Origin of the sequence: Azospirillum sp. TSH58 (assembly GCF_003119115.1) — a bacterium.
Classification (GTDB): domain Bacteria; phylum Pseudomonadota; class Alphaproteobacteria; order Azospirillales; family Azospirillaceae; genus Azospirillum.
Window position 1 is genome coordinate 1,067,838 of sequence record NZ_CP022367.1, and the last position, 17,423, is coordinate 1,085,260.

Sequence of the window (17,423 nt, forward strand, 5' to 3'; positions counted from 1 at the left end):
ACCCTCCCCCGCTGGGCGGGGGAGGGGATTGATCTCCCTTCCCTGCGAGAGTGGGGCAGCGTCGAAATGACCTGCCGCTCAGGAGCGGCGGACGAGCGCGCGCTCGACGGCGTTCGCCCCCCAGACCGACAACGGGATCACCACCGCCGCCGCCGCCAGCAGGCCGATGGTCAGGTTGCCGCCGAGGACCCAGGTGGCGGCGCGGTGGAACGTCTGCCAGGACGGGTCGGCGCGGCAGGCCTCCACCCAGGCCAGATCGAGACCCAGCCGTTCCAGCCCATAGCCGACGTTGAACCAGGCCAGCGGTTCGCCATGGCGCGTCCAATGCGGCCATTGCGCCATGACGCTCCACAGCAGCAGCGTGGACACCGTGCCGATGGACAGGGTGGTCAGGCCGAAGCTCACGGCGGGGGCGAGGCGGGACATCGGGACGCTCACAATAAATCTACTTATCAAGTATATTTTATAATCCAGTAGAGCGGTTTGGAATTGTTTTTTTTGAAACCCGCAGGGCGGGAGCCGGGCCGACCTGCGGGTTTTGGCTTTTAAGAGAATGCGAGTCATTCTCAATTTTATGGACGCCTCCCCGTGTTTCCACGATGATGATCACCGAGCGTGACGCGGGGGCCGGATCGGACACCCCGTTCGCCGCCGGAGCAACCCCGGCGCCACGCGGCCGACCGTCCTGAACGCGTGGGTGATTCCTTTGATGACGACTCTCCCTTCCCGGCTGAGGTTCGGGCCGGACGGGCGGCGGCGCCTGGACGTGGCGTCCCGCAGCTTCGCCGGGATCGTCGGCGGCTACGCGCTGGCGGCGGTGGCGGCGATGTTCCTGGCCCTGACGCTTCCGATGCCGCGGGCGGAGGCGGTCTACACCGCCACCATGCTGTCCTTCGCCATCCACGCCGGGGCCTTCGTCTGGGCCTTCTCCGTGCGGACGCGGCGGGTGTGGCCCGGCCTGCTGGCGCCGACGCTGCTGCTGGGCGGCGGAACCTGGCTGCTGCACGGCCTGCAATCGGGGGCGCCGTCATGAAGGACGGATTCCGCCAGTCCATGGCGTGGCTGCACACATGGTCGGGTCTTCTGCTCGGCTGGCTGCTGTTCGCCGTCTTCCTGACCGGCACCATCGCCTATTTCCGGCAGGAGGTGACCGTCTGGATGCAGCCGGAGCTTCACGGCTCCGTTCCCGACGCCGGGACCGCCGAACGGGCGGTGGAGCGCATGGGCCAGCTCGCCCCCGACGCGGCGCAGTGGACCATCACGCTGCCCGGCGAGCGGACTCCGGCGGTGTCGGTGTCCTGGCGCCCGGCGGACGCCAAGCCGAACGACCGCGCCGCCCTGAAGCGCGCCACGCTCGACGCCGGGACCGGCGCGCTGCTGGAGCCGCGCGAGACGGCGGGCGGCAACTTCCTCTACCGCTTCCATTTCGAGCTGTACGGGATGCCGCGCGAGACGGCGCGCTGGATCGTCGGCATCGCCACCATGGCGATGCTGGTCGCCATCGTCAGCGGCATCATCACCCACCGCCGCATCTTCAAGGATATTTTCACCTTCCGGCCGGAGAAATCGGCGCTGCGCTCCTGGATGGACGGGCATGTGGCGGCGGCGGTGCTGGCGCTGCCCTTCCACCTGATGATCACCTATTCCGGCCTGCTGCTGTTCATGACGATGCTGATGCCCTGGGCGGTCGATCTCGCCTATGACGGCAACCGGCAGGCCTACTTCGCCGAAAGCGGCTTCCGCCGCGCGCCGCCCACGCCGCGGCCCGCGCCGCAGGCCGCCCCGCTGACCCCGGTGGCGCCGCTGCTCGCCGGGGCGGACCGGCGCTGGGCCGACCGTGGCGGCGTGGGAAGCCTGACCGTCACCAACCCGGGCCGCGCCAACGCCACCATCGAGCTGCGGCCCGCGGAGTCCGATTCCATCGGGCGCGGCGCCGCGACGGAGCGGCTGATGTTCGACGGGGTGACCGGGCGGGCGCTGGAGGTTCCCCCGGCGGACCCGCAGCCGGCGGCCATGGCGACCGGCAACTACCTGATGGGGCTGCATCTGGCGCGCTTCGCCGGGCCGGGCATGCGCTGGCTGTTCTTCGTCTCCGGCGTGGCCGGGACGGTGATGGTGGGCAGCGGCCTGATCCTCTGGGTGGTCAAGCGGCGGTCGCAGCGCGGCCGTGCGGACACTCGGGCGGACGCTCGGGCGGACACCTGGGCGGACGGCCCCGAACCGTTCGGCCACCGGCTCGCCGACCGGCTGAACATCGGCGTGGTGGCGGGCCTGCCGCTCGCCGTCGCCGCCTATTTCTGGGCCAACCGCCTGCTGCCGACGGGGCTGGGGGAGCGCGCGGGCTGGGAGATCGGCGTGTTCTTCCTGGCCTGGGCCGCCGCCCTGCTGCACGCCCCCCTGCGCCCGTCGCGGCGCGGCTGGGCGGAGCAGCTGTGGGCGGGGGCGGCGCTGTTCGCTCTGCTGCCCGTGCTGAATCTCGCCACCGCCGCCGGGCATCTGGGGAACAGTCTGCCGGCGGGGAACTGGTTGCTGGCCGGCTTCGACCTGACGGCGCTGGCGGTCGGGCTGCTGCTGGGCTTCGCGGCGCGCAAGGTCGGGCGGAACGCCGTTGCCCGCAAGGCGGCGCCGGCCTCCGCGCTGCCCGCCGGGGCCGTCGTGGAGGAGCTGACATGATCTTGTCGTCGCTGTGCGTCGCCTATGCGGGCCTGCTCGCCCTGGCCCTCGCCATGGACCGCCATCACGAGCAGGTCTTCGCCCGCCGCCCCTCCGCCCGGACCAGCCGCCTGCTGGGATGGGCGGGATGGCTGGCGCTCGCGCTGTCGCTGCCGCCCGCGGTGATGGCGTGGGGGTGGGCGATCGGCATTCCGGCGTGGCTGGGGCTGCTGACGGTGGCCGCGGCGGCGCTGGTCCTGCTGTTTCCCCACGCGCCGCGGATCGCGTTGAGGCTCGGTCCCGCGGCCCTGCTCTGCGCCCCGTTCCCTGCACTTCTTGGGTGAGGGCGCGGTTTTTCCGCAACGCCGCCTTGCGTCCGGCGCCTGTGCGCGAAGACGGGAAATGTTTCACCATTTTGTAATTATGGATATTCTGCGCGACGACTGAAGACCCTTGGCCGTGTGGGTGGATCGCGGCGGACGCAGGAGAACGGGCAATGACCGCACGGACCTCTCCCATCGCATCGGCGGTGCCCGGACGCATCCGCGTGCGTCACCCGCTGCTGCGCCGGGCGGACCGCTTCCAGGAGGCGCTGGGCAGCCTGGAGTCCCTGGACAGCGTTCGGATCACCGGGAGCAACCCGGCGGTGGGGAGCTTTCTGCTGAGCTACGACCCTGCCGCGGTGGCGCCCGATGACGCCCGGTCGCAGGTGGAGGCGCTGCTGTCGGCGGTCCTGCACCCCGCGGAGGCCCCGCCGCCGGACACCCCCGCCCCCGCCCCCGCTGCGGCAAGCAAGCCGGCCGCTCCCGAGCTGAAGTGGCGGATCAACCGCGCGGCCAAGATCGGGATGATGGGCAGCATGGCGGCGACCCTGGCGGCGCTGGGGGTGGGCAAGCGCGTCCATGCCGGCTTCGGCACGCTGTTCGTCGCCTTCATGCTCGTCCACATGACCGTGCAGCGCAAACGCCTCTTCCAATGACCGCCCGCTTTCAACGACCGAGCGCGACCCGAGCATGCCCAACGATTTCCTGACCCGGCTGGCCGCCGCCCTGACCATCGCGCACCACATTCCGGGCCGGGTGCGGCTGAAGCTCGACGGCGCCGCGGAGCGCAATCTGGCGGCGCTGGTGGACGACGCCAAGGCGCTGCATCGGGCGCTCTCCGGCGCGGAGGGCATCCGCTCTGTCGCGCTGAACCCGCTCGCCCGGTCCTGCACCATCGAATACGACCCCGCGGTGATCCCGCCCTCGGCGTGGCCCGACCTGCTGCGCGGGGAAGCCAGCGCGGCGGCCGGGACGCTGCTGCGCATCGCCACCGCCGGCTTTGCGCCGGAAAGGAGACCATGATGCTGCCGCTTCTGACATTCGCGTCCGGCCTGATCGCCGGGGCCATCGGCGTCCGGATGATGAAGACCGCCAAGGCCAAGGCCGATCCCAGGATCGCCGATCTCAGGGCCACCGCCCTCGGGGCCGTCGATGTGAAGGCCGCCGCCCGCGAGGGCGCCGGCAAGGCCCAGACCGCGGTGCGCGAGGCCGCGGTCAGCGGCCTGCTGGCCATCGAGCGGACCTCCGCCGGTCTGCGCTCCCGCCTCGCCACGCCGGCCGGGGAAGCCCCCGTTGAGGCGGCGCCCGCCGAGGCGGAGCCGGCAAAGGACGATGTGGCGGAGCCGGCAAAGGACGAGACGCCGCCCGCCAGCCCGTCGGGGGCCGCGTGAAGCGCGGGAAGCGGCGCGGCAAGGCGCAGGATTCCGGAACGCTCGCCGCCGACTTCACGCGCGGCATGGTGGCGACCGGCCTGCTGACCGCCGTCCAGGACCGCTGGGTGACGGGCGCCGAGCCCCCCGCGCCGCGCACCATCCTGCGCCACGGCCTGCAGGGCGGTGCGGCGCTGGCCGCCGCCAGCGTCGCCGCCGACGCCCTGCGCACCCGCGACTACGCGCGCCTCGCCCTGGCGGTCGCCGCCGGGGCGGCGGGCGTGGTCATGATCGAACATCTGCTGAATCCGGCGCAAGAGCCGCCGCAAGCGCTGCCGAAGAATGAGGACCCCCATGGCTAAGAAGACCAAGAAGGCGTTGAAGAAGCTGAAGAAGCAGCAGCGCCAGTACGAAGCCGCCATGGCTGCCGGCGGTGCCTCCGTCGGCGGTGGCATGGGCGCCGGCATGGCGCGGGGGCAGGGGCTTCTCGGCGGGCTGACCGGCCTGCTGCCGTCGCGCCGGTCGGAGCAGTTCCTGGTCGGGCTTCTGGTCGGGGCGGCAGCGGCCTATGTGCTGTCCGACGAGGAGCTGCGCGGCAAGATCGTGAAGTCCGGCCTGAAGCTCTACGGCAACCTCGCCGGCGGCCTCGCCGAGATGAAGGAGCAGATGGCCGACCTCCAGGCCGAGCTGGAGGCGGAACAGGCCGGAGCGTTATGAGCGGCCTGCCCTGGTTCCTGCGGCTGGAGCCGGTCCATCGGGTTCCGGGGCGCGTCCGGCTGCGCTACGCCTGCCGTCCCGGCACCCCCGCCGACGAGGCGACCCTGCACCGGGTGGTGGAGGCGGTCGCCGGGGTGACGTCGGTCCGGGCCAGCCGCGCCGCGCGGTCGCTGGCCGTCCGCTACGATCCGGCGGTGACCGACGCCACGGCGCTGTGCCTCGCGCTGGCCGCCCTGCCGATCCCCGAACCGGCGCCGCCCGCCACGGCGGCCGACGGCGGGGAGAATCACGGCGCCGCACTGGCCCGCAGCCTCGCCACGCTGGCCGGCGGCTTCCTGCTGCCTCCGCCGCTGCGCCTGCCGCTGTCGTTGGCCGTCGCCCTGCCGATGCTGCGCGAGGGCATGGCCATCTATGGGCGCGAGGGCGTCAACTCGCATGTGCTGGAAGCGGCGGCGGTGGCGATCTCCCTGGCGCGGCGGGATTTCACCGCGGCCAACACCACCGTCTTCATGCTGGCGCTCGGCGAATACATGGAGGAGTCCATCGCACGCCGGTCGGACGCGCTGCTGAAGCGGCTGCTGCGCCCGTCGAGCGATCAGGTGTGGCTGCTGCGCGATGGGGTGGAGATCCAGGTTCCCGCCGACACCGTCATGGTCGGCGACAGCGTGGTCATCGGCGCCGGGACGGTGATCCCGGTGGACGGCACGGTGCTGAGCGGGGAGGCGACCGTCAACGAGGCCGCCATGACCGGCGAGAGCGCCCCGGTGGTCAAGCAGCGCGGCTCCGCCGTTCTGTCCGGCACGCTGATGGAGGAGGGGCGGCTGGTCGTCTACGCCGAGCATGTCGGCAGCCACACCGCCGCCGCCCGCATCGCCGATTACGTCGAACAGTCGCTGACCGCCAAGAGCGAGGCCCAGCTCGACGCGGCGCGGCTGGCCGACCGGCTGGTGCCCACGGTGCTGAAGCTGGCCGGCGGCTCCTTCCTGATGACCGGCGACTGGCGCAGCGCCGCGTCGGTGCTCCAGGCCGACTATTCCTGCGCGCTGAAGCTGGCGACGCCGGTGGCCTTCAAGTCGGCCATGTACGGGGCGGGGCAGGCGGGCATCCTGATCAAGGGCGCCAACGCGCTGGAACGGCTGGCCCAGGCCGACACCGTCATCTTCGACAAGACCGGCACGCTGACCACCGGCGATCTGCAGGTGACCGATTCCATCGCCTTCGATCCGACCTTCAGCCCCGACGACCTGATCTGCCTCGCAGCCTCGGTGGAGGAGCATTACTTCCACCCGCTGGCGATGGCCGTGGTCAACGCCGCCAAGGAAACCCACAACCGCCACTTCGACCATCAGGAGGTGAAGTTCATCGTCGCCCACGGGGTGGCCAGCGTCATCGACGGCAAGCGCATCGTCGTCGGCTCCCGCCATTTCATCGAGGACGACGAGGGCATCGACACCACGGCCCACCGCGAGGCAATCGACGCGCTGCACCGCGACGGCAAGACGCTGCTGTTCATCGGCTTCGGCGGGGTGCTGGCCGGCGTGCTGGCGCTGAAGGACAGCGTGCGCGCGGCCAGCGCGGCGACCATCGCGCGGCTGCGGCGGGCCGGGGTGAAGCGGGTGCTGATGCTGACCGGCGACCACCGCGACCGCGCCGCCGAACTGGCCGCGGAACTGCGTCTCGACGGCTTCCACGCCGACCTGCTGCCAACCGACAAGGCCCGCATCATCGAGGATCTGAGCCGCGACGGCGCGCGCATCGCCTTCGTCGGCGACGGCATCAACGACGCCCCGGCGCTGGCCGGCGCCCATGTCGGCATCGCCATGCAGAAGGGGGCGGACATCGCCCGTCTGACCGCCGACGTGGCGCTTCTGGAGGACCGGATCGAGCGGGTGGCCGACGCCAAGGAGACGGCGGACGCCGCGATGGCGCTGATCGCCCGCAACTACCGCCTGACGGTCGGGCTGAACAGCGCGATCCTCGGCGCCGCCGCGCTGGGCCTGCTGTCCCCGGTGGGCACCGCGGTGCTGCACAACGGCACCACGATCGGGATTCTGTTGAACGCGCTGCGCCGCGCGCCGGCGGCGTCGGTGCCCCCTCCCCAACCCTCCCCCGCTTCGCGGGAGAGGGGGGCTTGAGCGAAGCGGCGGCAGTCCCCTCCACCTCGTAGAGGGGGAGGGTTAGCGAGGGGGCAGGACCTCAGTGCCCCAACCCCTCCCACGCGGCGAAGGACTCCGCGGGCGGCGACAGGTACAGGCTGGGCACCCAGCCGTCCGGGATCGGGACGGTCGCCGCGTGGGTCCGGTTGTGGGCCAGCAGCTTCGGCAGGACGTGGGTGTGCGGACCCTCCGGGCTGCGGCCGTCGGGCGGCGGGATCGGCTGGCTGACCTCGATCCGCCCGAAGGGGCCGATGAAGACACGGTCGGGGCTGAGCGCCGGCAGGTCGGGCGGCAAGGGGTTGCCCGGCGCCAGAAGCTCCGTCCCGGCGACCGCGCGCAGGCGGGCGATGGTGGCGGGGTCGGCGCTGCGCACGCAGACGTCGGTCTGGAAGACGCCCAGCCCAAGGTCGAACAGCAGGGCGGTGCGGTCCGCCTCGGCGATGGCTTCGCGGTCGGGGCCCAGCTCGGTCACCACGCGGCGCCGGTTCATCGCGCCGACGTGACGGGGCAGGCAGAGGGCCACGGCGAGGCTGCCGCTGCGCGTCCGGTAGGGCACCGGGCGGATGGCCGGACCGGGGCGCAGCCGCAGCCCGCCGCGGGCGGTCCGCGCCTCCAGCTCCGGGCCGTCGTCGCGCAGGGCGGCGGGTTCGTCCGGGTCGCGGATGAACTCGGCGATGGCGCCGAACGCGCCGAGGCTCCAGCCGGTCGCCGGATCGTTCAGCGCGTCGCGCAGCAGGGAAGGCAGGTCGCTCATCGGGTGGTCTCCGTTTCGGAACTCGGGGATGGCAGGGCGTGCCAGGGAAGCAGGAAGGGTTCGCCGCCGGCCTCGCCCCGGTGGACGGCGATGCCGTAGGCGGCGCGCAGATGGTCGTCGGTCAGCACTTGGCCGGGCGGCCCGTCGGCCAGCACGCCGCCGCCCGACAGCAGGATCAGCCGGTCGCAGAAGCGGGCGGCCAGGGTCAGGTCGTGCAGCACCGCCACGACGCCGCTCCCCCGGCGGGCGGCGTCGCGCAGCAGCGCCATGCAGGCGAGCTGGTGGCCGGGATCGAGGGCGGCGACCGGCTCGTCGGCCAGCAGGACGGGCGCCTCGGTCGCCAGGGCGCGGGCGAGCAGGACGCGCATCCGCTCGCCCCCCGACAGGGTGCCGACGATCCGCCCGCGCAGGTGCGCGGCGTCGGCGGTGGACAGCGCCCGCTCCACCGCCGCGCGGTCCGCCGCGGTGATGCCGCCCAGCGGGCCGCGGTGGGGCAGGCGGCCCAGCATGACCAGCGCCTCGGCGCGCAGCGGCCAATGCACCGGGCCGCTCTGCGGCAGATAGGCGATGCCGCGGGCGAGCGCCCGGCGCCCGATCCGCGCGGCGGACCGCCCGTCGAAGGTGACGCGGCCCGCCGCCGGCTCGGCGAGACCGGCGAGGAGGCGCAGCAGCGTGGTCTTGCCGGCGCCGTTGGGGCCGATCAGGCCGGTGAAGGCGCCGGGTCCGATGGCGAGATTGACGTCCGTCAGGATGGTCCGTCCGCCGACGGTGGCGGACAGGCCGTGGGTTTCGATGCGCATCACGCCTCCTCCCGCCGCAGCCGGGCGATCAGGGCGATCAGGAAGGGCGCCCCGATCAGGGCGGTGACTACCCCCAGCTTCAGTTCGGGCCGCGTCGGCAGCAGCCGGACCGCGATGTCCGCGGCCAGGGTCAGCGACGCCCCGGCCAGCCCCGCCAGCAGCAGCAGCCGTCCGGGCCGCGCCCCGGCCAGCGGGCGCATCAGGTGCGGCGCCACCAGCCCGACGAAGCCCACGGCGCCGGTGATCGACACCGCGCTGCCCACCGCCAGCGCCGCCCCGGCGATCAGCCGGACGCGCAGCCCGGTGAGGTTGAAGCCCAGGCTGCGCGCCGCGTCCTCCCCCAGGGTCAGCGCGTCGAGCGCGCGGGCGCCGGACAGGCAGAGCGCCCAGCCCGCCAGCATCGGCGGCAGGACGAGCCAGAGCTGGTCGGTGCCGCGGTCGGCCAGCGACCCCATCAGCCAGAACACGATCTCCAGCGCCGCGTAGGGGTTGGGGGCGAGGTTGAGGGCCAGCGCGGTCAGCGACCCGGCAAGGCTGTTGATGGCGATGCCGCCGATGACCAGCGCCGTCGTTCCGGCCCCCCGCGCCGCCATCAGGTTCAGCAGCCCCGCCGCAACGGCGGCCCCGGCCATGCCGCCGAGCGGCAGGGCGAGCGACAGCGCGGCGGACAGGCCGCTGTAGAAGACGATCACCGCCCCTAAAGCCGCCGCGCTCGACACGCCGACCAACCCCGGCTCGGCCAGCGGGTTGCGCAGCCAGCCCTGCATCGCCGCCCCGGTCAGCCCCAGGCTGAAGCCGACCAGCAGGCCGAGCAGGGCGCGCGGCAGGCGCAGCTCGGCCAGCACCAGCGCGCCCAGGGTGGGGCGTCCGGCGAGCCAGTCGGACACAGCGGCGCCCAGGTCGAACGGCACATAGCCGACCGCCGCCGACACCGCGCAGAGCGTCAGCGCCAGGAGAGTCAGCCCGGCGACCAGCGCGGGGTAGGGGATGCGCGAGTCCCTCGCCGCGGCGGCCGTCATGGCGCGGCCTCCCGCGCCGCGGCCAGCCGTTCCGCGGCCTCGGCGATCTGCGGGCCGGGGCAGGTCCACAGGCGGGAGGGCAGCGTCACGGTGCGGACGGTGCGTCCCAACGCCTTCAGAGCGGGGTGGTGCAGCAGGGCGCCGGCCAGCGACGGCGGCGCGTCGGGTGCGGCGTCGACGATCAGCACATCGGCACCGCCCAGGATGATCGCCTCCAGCGGCAGGGCGCCCTGGCTGCCCAGCGGCAGGCGGTCGGCCAGATTCTCCAGCCCGGCGCGGGTCAGGAGTTCGTCCACCAGCGACCCGGACCCGGCGACGAAGCCGTTGGGCCGCAGGACCACCGCGGTCGGGCGCGGTCCCGGCGCCGCGGGGGGCAGGGCGTCGAGGCGGGAGCGCATTGCGGCGACCAGCTCCTCCCCCCGCTCCGGCTCGCCGACGGCGCGGGCGAGGCCGCGGATCTGCTCCGCCACCCCGGCCACGCTCTGGGGGACGTCCAGCTCCAGGAGCGGGGCGTCCAGCCGGGTCAGCAGCCCGACCGCGACCCGCGTGGTGTAGCGTCCGGCGACGATCAGGTCGGGGTCGAGCGGCAGGATCTCCTCCGCCAGCCCGTGGTTGATCGGCACCCGCGCCGCCAGCGCCGCCACGGTGGAGGCGCGGGGATCGCGCGCCAGCCACGTCACCGCGGCGAGGCGCTCCGGCCCGACGAGCCGCAACAGCAGCTCGTCGGCGCAGAGATTCAGGGAGACGATGCGCTGCGGCTTTGCGGGCGGCGCCTCCCAGGCCGCCGCCGGCCCCCCGCGATCAGCAAGAGGGCGGCGGCGGCCAGCCCGAGACGGATGGGTCTCACAGCGGCAGCCGCAGCCCGAGATAGCCGGCCCGGCCGGGCGCGCCGTAGGTCCAGACCTCCTGATACTGGCGGTCGAACAGGTTCTCCACGCGCCCGAAGACCTCGACCCCCTCCGACACCGCGTAGGAGCCGGCCAGATTGACCAGCGTGTAGGGCGCGAGGGTCACGACCTGACGGTTGTAGAAGGGGTCGTAGGCCCAGTCGCTGGACCGCCCGTTGTAGACGACGCCGAGGTTGGCGTTCGCCCGGTCCTCCAGGAAGCGGTAATTGACGTTCAGGCTGGCGAGCTGCTTGGGCCGGCGCACCAGCTCCGCCCCCGCGGAATCCTCGCCGTCGGTCCAGGTGTAGGAGCCGCGGACGGTCAGCCGGTCCAGCGGCTCCACCGACAGCCCCAGTTCGAAACCGCGGATGCGGGACTCGCCCGGCATGTTGACGGAGGTCCGCCCGGTGCCGGTGATCAGGTCGCGGATGCGCTGGTCGAACCACGTGCCGTCCAGTGCCGCCCGCGTGCCCCACAAGGACTGGTCGAAGCCGGCGTCCCAGCCGCGCGCCCGCTCCGGCTTCAGGTTCGGGTTGCCGGCGTAGGTGGCGGTGTAGCCGTACAGCTCGAACAGGGTCGGATTCTTGACGCCGGTGCCGTAGGAGGCGCGCAGCTTCGTCCCGCTCTCCTCGACCAGATAGGCCGCCGTGGTGCGCCATGTGGTGGCGTCGCGGAACAGGTCGTTCTCGTCGTGGCGGACGCTGCCGGTCAGGGTCAGCCGGTCGAACAGGCCCAGCTTGTACTGCCCGACCAGCCCGGTGGAGCCGATGGAGCGGTCGAAGCTGGAGAAGGCGCTGCGGCTGATCGCCTTGTCCTCCTCATGATCCACGGCGGCGGTCAGCACATGGTCGGCGGGACCGCTTTCCAGCGTCAGGTTGGTCTGGTAGTCGGCCTTGGTCTTGCGCCCGTCGTAACGGCTGGTCACCGTCTTGGCGGCGTCGCGGTAGTCGCGCTGCTGGCGGCCATGGGTCAGGCCGACGATGTGCTCCCACCGGCCGTCGAGAAGAGCGATCTTGCCCTGGAGGCGCCCGAAATACTGCTCCCCGGCGGTGCTGGTGCCGTCATCGACGGCGCCGCGCCCGCCGACGAAACCGTCGGTGTCGGTGCGGAAGCGGGTGTAGCGGCCGGTCACGGCGATCTCGCTGCGCTCGGTCGGGCGGACGGCGGCGTTTCCGGTCAGCGTGCCGTTGCGGTAGCCGTCCTTCTCCGGGTTGCCGAGCCGCTTGTCGGCGACCGACACGCCGTCGCTGGTGACGCCCTGGCCGCTGAGGAACAGGTCGTAGCGGTCGGTCCCCGTGCCGAAGGAGGCCCGACCGGCGGCGGTGCCGAAGGACCCGCCCTCGACGGCGGCGCGGAACCGGGGGGCGCCGGCGCCGCGGCGGGTCACGATGTTGACGACGCCGCCGACCGCGTCGGAGCCGTAGAGCGCGCTCTGCGGGCCGCGCAGCACCTCGACGCGCTCCACGTCGCCGGCCAGCAGGTTGGCGAAATCGTATTCGGAGCCGGACGCCGGGTCGTTCACCTCGATCCCGTCGATCAGGACCAGCGTCTGGTTGCCCTCCGACCCGCGGATGCGCAGCTGGGTCAGGGTGCCCATCGGGCCGGTGCGGTTGACGGCGACGCCGGGCACCGCGCGCAGCGCGTCGGACAGCAGCTGGGTCTGGCGCTGCTCCAGCTCCTCGCGGGTGATGACGGTCAGGGCGCTGCCGGTTTCCTCGGCGGCGGTGGGGACGCGGTTGGCGGTCACCGAGACCGGCGGAAGCGTCGTGATGGTGGCGGAGTCGGCGAAGGCCGGCGTGGGGAGGGCCGACACGGGAAGGGCAAGGCTTCCCAGAAGGGCGGCGAAGGACGCCGTCCGGTGAAGACGGGGAACGCGGACACTCATTGAGACCTCGGGCGGGACGCCGGTGGCACGTCACCGCGAACGAAGCCCCACCGGGGTCTCCGCGAACGGAATCCCGGTTCGACGACCTTCGGTGCACCCCGCCCGAACGTGTTCGCGTGTGACCACGACTGACGGCAGGTCTCCTGGCTCGCGGGTTATCGTCGGCCCATCGCCTTCCCAGGATCGCGATCCCAGTGGCATTCCGATGGACGACTCGCCGCTTACAGTTGCGGGGGCAGCCCCGGCGTAGAACCATCGCACAGCAAATCGCCGTGGGGTCCGCACCGTGTTCCCATTTTCAGCCCTTTCGGGCAACCGTCGGATGCGAAGCTACGCGGGCGGAACGGCTGCGGTCAAGCCGCAATCCGCTCCTTTCGCTCAGCCGGTGTCAGAGCGTGGTTTTCGGTCCGACCGGAGACCCGTCCGGCATGGGCGGCACCATTTCCTTGCAATTGCTGACGCAATAGGTTTGCGCCTCGATCCGGCCGCCGCAGGATTTGTAACAGTCCTTGTAATCGGAATAGCAGGTGAGGTTGCTGTAGCAGCTGGGTTCCCGGTTGAAGTCGCTGAACGTCTTGATCTTCTTCTTATCCACATCCTTGGGCAATGACGTGAGATAGCCCTGATACTCGGCCTGGGCGCGGGTCACACCCTGGGCACGGCAGGTCTGAAGGGCCAGCTCCTTTGCGGACTGGCAGACTGTGTTGGCCTGTTTGCATTGGGCGACACAGAGCTTTCCCGCCTCGCTGACGGGCAGGACATAATTTTCAACCGTCTCCAAACGTGGGCCGCAACCGGCCAGTCCGGCCGCCAGCAGGCAGCCGAGCAGAATGGAACGCCGTGTCATTGTGGATGCCCCGCCGTGGATTGCCTTCAATCGGTACGAACAGGCCATCGGCACGAAATCATCCAATGATGAAACGGGTTTCGCAAAGAAAGATCATGGTTTTGCTTCCGGCAACCTTGAGGCGATCGGCTGGCCGGGCCGCCGTCCGGGATCATCGCTCCGATCACCGTCCGGAAAGGACATGACCCCCTCTTGTCGCCGGGAGGGGGCCTGACTACATGACGGTTGAGGTCCGGGCCCCTCTGGCAGCGTCGCCCGGCGCTGTGATGTCGGACTTCCCATTGAGCCGTCGCTTTGGCGCGGCCTTGCGGAAGCTGGCCCTGTCCTTCCCCCTGGGTCCCGCTCCCCCACAAGGTCCACCGCCGGACGATGGCCCCCCCGACGGGCCTTTGGGAGACATCGACATGGACCGCAGCGAACCAGCATCCTGACCGACCGCCACGTCTCCACGGCGAACGATGGAGGCGGGTGTCCTGGCGCGCCGCGGCCGAGCCGTCGCGCGCCTTTCCGTTGGCCGCAGACCTTGCGGCCGCGCTTCCAGTCCGGGCCCCTCTGGCCGATGCGTCCCGCCGTGGCGCACCGGTGATGTCGGACTGCTCATGTGACGATCGAAGTCTCCGCTTGCGGGAGCGGAGTGCATGAAGCAAGGGACAGTTCCATGGATCAGATCGTTTTAATGTGGGCCGGCTTCGCCGTCTTCGTTGGCGTGCTTTTGGCCTTTGATCTTGGTGTATTTTCCAAGAAATCCCATGTGATCTCCGGTCGCGAGGCGCTGATGCGCTGCGCGGCCTATTCCACGCTGGCGATGATTTTCGCGGCCGGCGTCTTTCATTTCCAAGGGTCGCAGAAGGGGCTGGAATTTCTGACCGGCTACCTGATCGAATACAGCCTGAGTGTCGACAACATCTTCGTCATCGCGCTGATCTTCACGCATTTCGCGGTGCCGCCGCAATACCAGCACCGGGTGCTGTTCTGGGGCATCCTGGGCGCGCTGGTGATGCGCGGCGTGCTGATCGTGGCGGGCACGGCGCTGATCCAGGAATTCCACTGGATCATCTACATCTTCGGCGCCTTCCTGATCTTCAGCGGCATCAAGATGCTGATGTCGGTGGACGACGAGCCGGACATGGAGAACAACCGGATCGTCAAGTTCGTCCGCTCCCGCTTCCGCATGACCGACGGCTACGAGGGGCAGAAGTTCTTCGTGATGCGCGACGGCGTGCGGATGATGACGCCGCTGTTCCTCGTGCTGATCCTGATCGAGTTCACCGATCTGGTCTTCGCCGTGGACTCCATCCCGGCGGTCTTCTCGGTGACCACCGACCCGTTCATCGTCTGGACCTCCAACGTCTTCGCGATCCTCGGCCTGCGCGCCCTCTACTTCGCGCTGGCCTCGATCATCCACCGCTTCCATTACCTGAAGTATGGCCTGTCGCTGGTTCTGGTGGTGGTCGGCGCCAAGATGCTGATGATCGACATCTACAAGATGCCGACGGCGGTGGCGCTCGGCATCACGGCCTTCCTGGTCGGCGGCTCCATCGTCTTCTCAATGCTTAAGACCCGTGCGGACGCGGCCCCCGATGCCGCGGACGGCGAGGCCCGCCGCTGGTGGGTGCCCGGCAGCCCGGCCAAGGGCGCCGGCGGGTCCACCCCGGCCTCCTCAAGCGAGGCGGCGGCCGTGCCCTCGGACGGCAAGGGCCGCTAAGATGCCCGGTCCAAAGGGCGGCAGGAAAACGGCGGGGCGTCCGGTCCGGTGGATCGGGCGCCCCGCGCGTTTCCGGGTCACGGCATTCGTAAAAGTAGTAATGCCGGTTTCGGGGTGACGATGATGTGGATGTGCGGGGCGGATGGCGCCCCGCTTGGCGGCTTCCGCCAACCCTTTCCAACCCAAGGAAGAGACATCCATGCTTACCGGCACGCAGTTCAACGGCACGCAACCGGCCTCCATCGCCCTGTCCGCTCTCCCCATCCCGTCGGGACCCCTGTCCGGCCTGCTCCAGGCCGCCCGCGACGAACTCGTCGCCTTGGCGTCCGGCCGCGGGGTGGCGCTCTCCGTCGTGTTCGACATGCCGGCGCTGGTGCGGGTCAACGAGGCGGCGGTGGCCGCGGGCTCCTGGGAGCCGATGCTGCCGGCGGCCCATCCGGCCTGCCGCTCCCTGACTCCGGCCAACGCCTTCTGGATCTGCGGGACGGCCGCCTCCGGCGACGTGGTCACCGCCCAGGCCGGGCTGCTCTACGATTGCAGCACGCAGTCCATCGGCGACCGCTTCAACGCCATGACGGTGTTCTACGACGATCCGGCCGCCCAGGCTCCGGACGGCGAATGGTGCACCTGCACCTCCGACACCGCCAACGGCACGCGCGGTCGGGTGGTGTGGACGAACGCGGGATGGACGCGCCCCGATTTCCAGGGCCGCGGCCTGTTCCCGATTTGCCAGCGGGTGAACAAGCTGGCGGCGTGGCTGCTGTGGTCGCCGACCTGGTTCATCTCGGTCGTCGATCCGGACATCGTCCCGGTCTGGGCGGAGCGCAAGATGGGGCCGCGCCACATCGACGACCAGCCGGGCATCACCTACAACCAGATCGGCCTGAAGACGCTGCCGATGCACCTCGTGCGCTTCAGCCGCGCGCAGTTCCTGGGCGATCTGGCGCAGCTCGCCGCCGACCTCGCCCGGGCGGCCTGACGTGAAGGGCCGTTTGCGTCAGGAGTCGATCAGCGCCAGCAGGGCCTGACGGCGATGGCCCAGTGACCAGCCGAACAGGAGGTGCCGGTAATTGACGGGCGGACGGGGAAGTCCGGTGATCACGAGATGGTTGTACACCGGCTCCCCGCCCTCCACCGCCTCCCGGTACTGCGCGTCGATGGCCTGGGCGTAGGCGCTGTGCACGTCCTCGAGGTGGGGCTTGCCGATGTTCTGGTCGGCCCAGCGGTCGCCGAAGACCCGGCGGGTCGGCTCTCCGATGTAGCGGAAGCACAGCGGCCCGCCGTCCCGCGCCGTCAGGATGACGCAGCGCGGCAGCAGCCCGGTGCTTTTCAGGTCGTCGTGCAGGCCCGGACCGAAAGTGGGATTCCGCTTCCACACGGCGATCATGTCCTGGTGCCAGTCCAGAGCCGTGCGCAACGGCTGCCGGTGGATGTCGACGCGGGTCGCCGCCGGCTCGGCGGGGGGCGGATCGCCGCGGCGACCGCGCAGGATCGTCACCAGACCGCGGGCGAGCGGCCCGGCGATGCGATCCTTGAGAAACCCGGCCGACGGCGCTGTGATGGGCAAGGCGACCGTCATTCCCCGACCCCTTTCCTCGCTGACAGGAACTCCGACGCCATCGCCTGATAGATCCGCCGCGCCGCGTCCAGGGCCACGCTTCCCGCCTTGGCCCCGGCGGCGAGCATGCGCTCGGTCGGTTTGGTCGGCAGGGCCTTCGGCATCGCGGCCTCGATGGCGTCCGCCGCACGGTCGAAGCGGGCGACGGCCTCGCGTTGCGCCATGCGCTCCAGAGCCGCCATGGCGTCGTCCAGAAGGGGGACCAGCCGCTCGGCGCCGGTTTCCTGCTCCGCCATCGCGGCGCGGCACACCCGCAGCGTGGCGAGAACCCCCTCCAGCTCTTGCGCGGGTGTTGCCGCCATGGCGTCCAGCACCGGACGCTGGTCCATGTCAGGACCGATGCCCGCTTGATCGGCGGCGGCCTGAAGCCGGTCGAAGAACAGGGCCACGCCCTCGCCAAGGGCCAAAGCCTTCGTGTCCTCGACGATCCCCTCCTGGCAGAGGGCGTGGGCGAGGCGTGCCTCGCGCGCCGTCGCCAGGGGCAATTGCCGGATCATCAGGCTCGACAGCTCGCGGATGCCGCCGTTCAGCAGGTCGAAGGCATGGGGGCCGCTCGGCGGGTTGGCGACGATGTCGGACATCCGCTCCGCGGCCCGGGTGAACAGCGTGTCGCGCCGGTCGAAGGCCATGGTCAGATCAAGGGCGGCTCCCGGCGCGCGGCCGCCGTTCTGTCGTCCAGAGCGCATCCTG

At 71.3% G+C, this 17,423-nt stretch carries 20 protein-coding genes and 1 riboswitch; of the genes, 11 read left to right on the plus strand and 9 right to left on the minus strand.

What is annotated here, in order from left to right:
• Nucleotides 1-78: 78 nt before the first annotated feature.
• Nucleotides 79-426 (minus strand): hypothetical protein, encoded by a 348-nt coding sequence (locus tag TSH58p_RS26320; RefSeq protein ID WP_247874187.1) that lies wholly within the window; start codon nt 424-426, stop codon nt 79-81.
• Between the two features lie 283 nt (nt 427-709).
• Between TSH58p_RS26320 and TSH58p_RS26325 the strand changes: the two genes are divergently transcribed.
• The 9 genes from TSH58p_RS26325 (at nt 710) to TSH58p_RS26365 (ending at nt 7,197) form a co-directional block, all read left to right on the plus strand.
• Nucleotides 710-1,033 carry a DUF3649 domain-containing protein gene (locus tag TSH58p_RS26325; protein WP_109071444.1) on the plus strand — a complete coding sequence of 108 codons (324 nt, stop codon included), beginning with the start codon at nt 710-712 and terminating at the stop codon, nt 1,031-1,033.
• Nucleotides 1,030-2,673: a PepSY domain-containing protein gene (locus tag TSH58p_RS26330; protein ID WP_109071445.1), complete on the plus strand. Its 1,644-nt coding sequence runs from the start codon at nt 1,030-1,032 to the stop codon at nt 2,671-2,673. The genes TSH58p_RS26325 and TSH58p_RS26330 overlap by 4 nt, the downstream gene beginning before the upstream one ends.
• Nucleotides 2,670-2,996 carry a DUF3325 domain-containing protein gene (locus TSH58p_RS26335; protein ID WP_109071446.1) on the plus strand — a complete coding sequence of 109 codons (327 nt, stop codon included), beginning with the start codon at nt 2,670-2,672 and terminating at the stop codon, nt 2,994-2,996. The genes TSH58p_RS26330 and TSH58p_RS26335 overlap by 4 nt, the downstream gene beginning before the upstream one ends.
• A gap of 152 nt (nt 2,997-3,148) precedes the next feature.
• Nucleotides 3,149-3,631, plus strand: coding sequence for a hypothetical protein (locus tag TSH58p_RS26340; RefSeq protein ID WP_109071447.1), 483 nt, complete (start codon nt 3,149-3,151; stop codon nt 3,629-3,631).
• Between the two features lie 34 nt (nt 3,632-3,665).
• Nucleotides 3,666-3,998: a cation transporter gene (locus TSH58p_RS26345; RefSeq protein WP_109071448.1), complete on the plus strand. Its 333-nt coding sequence runs from the start codon at nt 3,666-3,668 to the stop codon at nt 3,996-3,998.
• The gene (locus tag TSH58p_RS26350; protein ID WP_109071449.1) at nt 3,995-4,366 is read left to right on the plus strand and encodes a hypothetical protein; all 372 of its coding nucleotides are present in this window, start codon (nt 3,995-3,997) and stop codon (nt 4,364-4,366) included. The genes TSH58p_RS26345 and TSH58p_RS26350 overlap by 4 nt, the downstream gene beginning before the upstream one ends.
• A complete protein-coding gene (locus TSH58p_RS26355; RefSeq protein ID WP_109071450.1) occupies nt 4,363-4,707 on the plus strand; it encodes a hypothetical protein in 345 nt (114 codons plus the stop codon). Before TSH58p_RS26350 ends, TSH58p_RS26355 begins: the two co-directional genes overlap by 4 nt.
• Nucleotides 4,700-5,062, plus strand: coding sequence for a YtxH domain-containing protein (locus tag TSH58p_RS26360; protein ID WP_109071451.1), 363 nt, complete (start codon nt 4,700-4,702; stop codon nt 5,060-5,062). The genes TSH58p_RS26355 and TSH58p_RS26360 overlap by 8 nt, the downstream gene beginning before the upstream one ends.
• Nucleotides 5,059-7,197 (plus strand): heavy metal translocating P-type ATPase, encoded by a 2,139-nt coding sequence (locus tag TSH58p_RS26365; protein WP_109071452.1) that lies wholly within the window; start codon nt 5,059-5,061, stop codon nt 7,195-7,197. Before TSH58p_RS26360 ends, TSH58p_RS26365 begins: the two co-directional genes overlap by 4 nt.
• Nucleotides 7,198-7,258: 61 nt before the next feature.
• Here TSH58p_RS26365 and TSH58p_RS26370 read toward each other — a convergent pair whose 3' ends face one another.
• The 6 genes from TSH58p_RS26370 to TSH58p_RS26395 all read right to left on the minus strand — a co-directional run bounded on the left by TSH58p_RS26370 (nt 7,259) and on the right by TSH58p_RS26395 (nt 13,476).
• A complete protein-coding gene (locus tag TSH58p_RS26370; RefSeq protein ID WP_109071453.1) occupies nt 7,259-7,972 on the minus strand; it encodes a hypothetical protein in 714 nt (237 codons plus the stop codon).
• Nucleotides 7,969-8,772: an ABC transporter ATP-binding protein gene (locus TSH58p_RS26375; RefSeq protein WP_109071454.1), complete on the minus strand. Its 804-nt coding sequence runs from the start codon at nt 8,770-8,772 to the stop codon at nt 7,969-7,971. Before TSH58p_RS26375 ends, TSH58p_RS26370 begins: the two co-directional genes overlap by 4 nt.
• On the minus strand, nt 8,772-9,791 hold the full coding sequence (locus tag TSH58p_RS26380) for an iron ABC transporter permease (protein ID WP_109071455.1): 1,020 nt from the start codon (nt 9,789-9,791) through the stop codon (nt 8,772-8,774). The genes TSH58p_RS26375 and TSH58p_RS26380 overlap by 1 nt, the downstream gene beginning before the upstream one ends.
• The gene (locus TSH58p_RS26385) at nt 9,788-10,504 is read right to left on the minus strand and encodes an ABC transporter substrate-binding protein (protein WP_247895548.1); all 717 of its coding nucleotides are present in this window, start codon (nt 10,502-10,504) and stop codon (nt 9,788-9,790) included. Before TSH58p_RS26385 ends, TSH58p_RS26380 begins: the two co-directional genes overlap by 4 nt.
• Before the next feature lie 130 nt (nt 10,505-10,634).
• On the minus strand, nt 10,635-12,563 hold the full coding sequence (locus TSH58p_RS26390) for a TonB-dependent siderophore receptor (RefSeq protein ID WP_109071457.1): 1,929 nt from the start codon (nt 12,561-12,563) through the stop codon (nt 10,635-10,637).
• A 115-nt stretch (nt 12,564-12,678) separates the two neighbouring features.
• Nucleotides 12,679-12,898, minus strand: a riboswitch (cobalamin riboswitch).
• Nucleotides 12,899-12,951: 53 nt separating this feature from the next.
• Nucleotides 12,952-13,476, minus strand: a complete 525-nt coding sequence (locus TSH58p_RS26395) for a hypothetical protein (RefSeq protein ID WP_247874188.1) — start codon at nt 13,474-13,476, stop codon at nt 12,952-12,954.
• Between the two features lie 592 nt (nt 13,477-14,068).
• On the opposite strand from TSH58p_RS26395, the gene TSH58p_RS26400 reads away from it, so the two are divergent.
• Entirely contained in the window at nt 14,069-15,115 is a 1,047-nt protein-coding gene (locus tag TSH58p_RS26400) for a TerC family protein (RefSeq protein ID WP_109071459.1), read from the plus strand.
• Nucleotides 15,116-15,314: 199 nt separating this feature from the next.
• The gene (locus TSH58p_RS26405; protein ID WP_109071460.1) at nt 15,315-16,094 is read left to right on the plus strand and encodes a hypothetical protein; all 780 of its coding nucleotides are present in this window, start codon (nt 15,315-15,317) and stop codon (nt 16,092-16,094) included.
• Nucleotides 16,095-16,112: 18 nt separating this feature from the next.
• On the opposite strand, the gene TSH58p_RS26410 is transcribed toward TSH58p_RS26405, so the two are convergent.
• Both TSH58p_RS26410 and TSH58p_RS26415 read right to left on the minus strand, forming a co-directional pair.
• Nucleotides 16,113-16,694, minus strand: a complete 582-nt coding sequence (locus TSH58p_RS26410; RefSeq protein ID WP_109071461.1) for a hypothetical protein — start codon at nt 16,692-16,694, stop codon at nt 16,113-16,115.
• A complete protein-coding gene (locus tag TSH58p_RS26415; RefSeq protein ID WP_109071462.1) occupies nt 16,691-17,419 on the minus strand; it encodes a hypothetical protein in 729 nt (242 codons plus the stop codon). Before TSH58p_RS26415 ends, TSH58p_RS26410 begins: the two co-directional genes overlap by 4 nt.
• Nucleotides 17,420-17,423 lie beyond the last annotated feature (4 nt).

Coding starts and splice junctions, on each gene's coding strand:
- TSH58p_RS26320 (WP_247874187.1), bottom strand. CDS start 426: ATGTCCCGCCTCGCCCCCGCCGTGAGCTTCGGCCTGACCACCCTGTCC.
- TSH58p_RS26325 (WP_109071444.1), top strand. CDS start 710: ATGACGACTCTCCCTTCCCGGCTGAGGTTCGGGCCGGACGGGCGGCGG.
- TSH58p_RS26330 (WP_109071445.1), top strand. CDS start 1,030: ATGAAGGACGGATTCCGCCAGTCCATGGCGTGGCTGCACACATGGTCG.
- TSH58p_RS26335 (WP_109071446.1), top strand. CDS start 2,670: ATGATCTTGTCGTCGCTGTGCGTCGCCTATGCGGGCCTGCTCGCCCTG.
- TSH58p_RS26340 (WP_109071447.1), top strand. CDS start 3,149: ATGACCGCACGGACCTCTCCCATCGCATCGGCGGTGCCCGGACGCATC.
- TSH58p_RS26345 (WP_109071448.1), top strand. CDS start 3,666: ATGCCCAACGATTTCCTGACCCGGCTGGCCGCCGCCCTGACCATCGCG.
- TSH58p_RS26350 (WP_109071449.1), top strand. CDS start 3,995: ATGATGCTGCCGCTTCTGACATTCGCGTCCGGCCTGATCGCCGGGGCC.
- TSH58p_RS26360 (WP_109071451.1), top strand. CDS start 4,700: ATGGCTAAGAAGACCAAGAAGGCGTTGAAGAAGCTGAAGAAGCAGCAG.
- TSH58p_RS26365 (WP_109071452.1), top strand. CDS start 5,059: ATGAGCGGCCTGCCCTGGTTCCTGCGGCTGGAGCCGGTCCATCGGGTT.
- TSH58p_RS26370 (WP_109071453.1), bottom strand. CDS start 7,972: ATGAGCGACCTGCCTTCCCTGCTGCGCGACGCGCTGAACGATCCGGCG.
- TSH58p_RS26375 (WP_109071454.1), bottom strand. CDS start 8,772: ATGCGCATCGAAACCCACGGCCTGTCCGCCACCGTCGGCGGACGGACC.
- TSH58p_RS26380 (WP_109071455.1), bottom strand. CDS start 9,791: ATGACGGCCGCCGCGGCGAGGGACTCGCGCATCCCCTACCCCGCGCTG.
- TSH58p_RS26390 (WP_109071457.1), bottom strand. CDS start 12,563: ATGAGTGTCCGCGTTCCCCGTCTTCACCGGACGGCGTCCTTCGCCGCC.
- TSH58p_RS26400 (WP_109071459.1), top strand. CDS start 14,069: ATGGATCAGATCGTTTTAATGTGGGCCGGCTTCGCCGTCTTCGTTGGC.
- TSH58p_RS26405 (WP_109071460.1), top strand. CDS start 15,315: ATGCTTACCGGCACGCAGTTCAACGGCACGCAACCGGCCTCCATCGCC.
- TSH58p_RS26410 (WP_109071461.1), bottom strand. CDS start 16,694: ATGACGGTCGCCTTGCCCATCACAGCGCCGTCGGCCGGGTTTCTCAAG.
- TSH58p_RS26415 (WP_109071462.1), bottom strand. CDS start 17,419: ATGCGCTCTGGACGACAGAACGGCGGCCGCGCGCCGGGAGCCGCCCTT.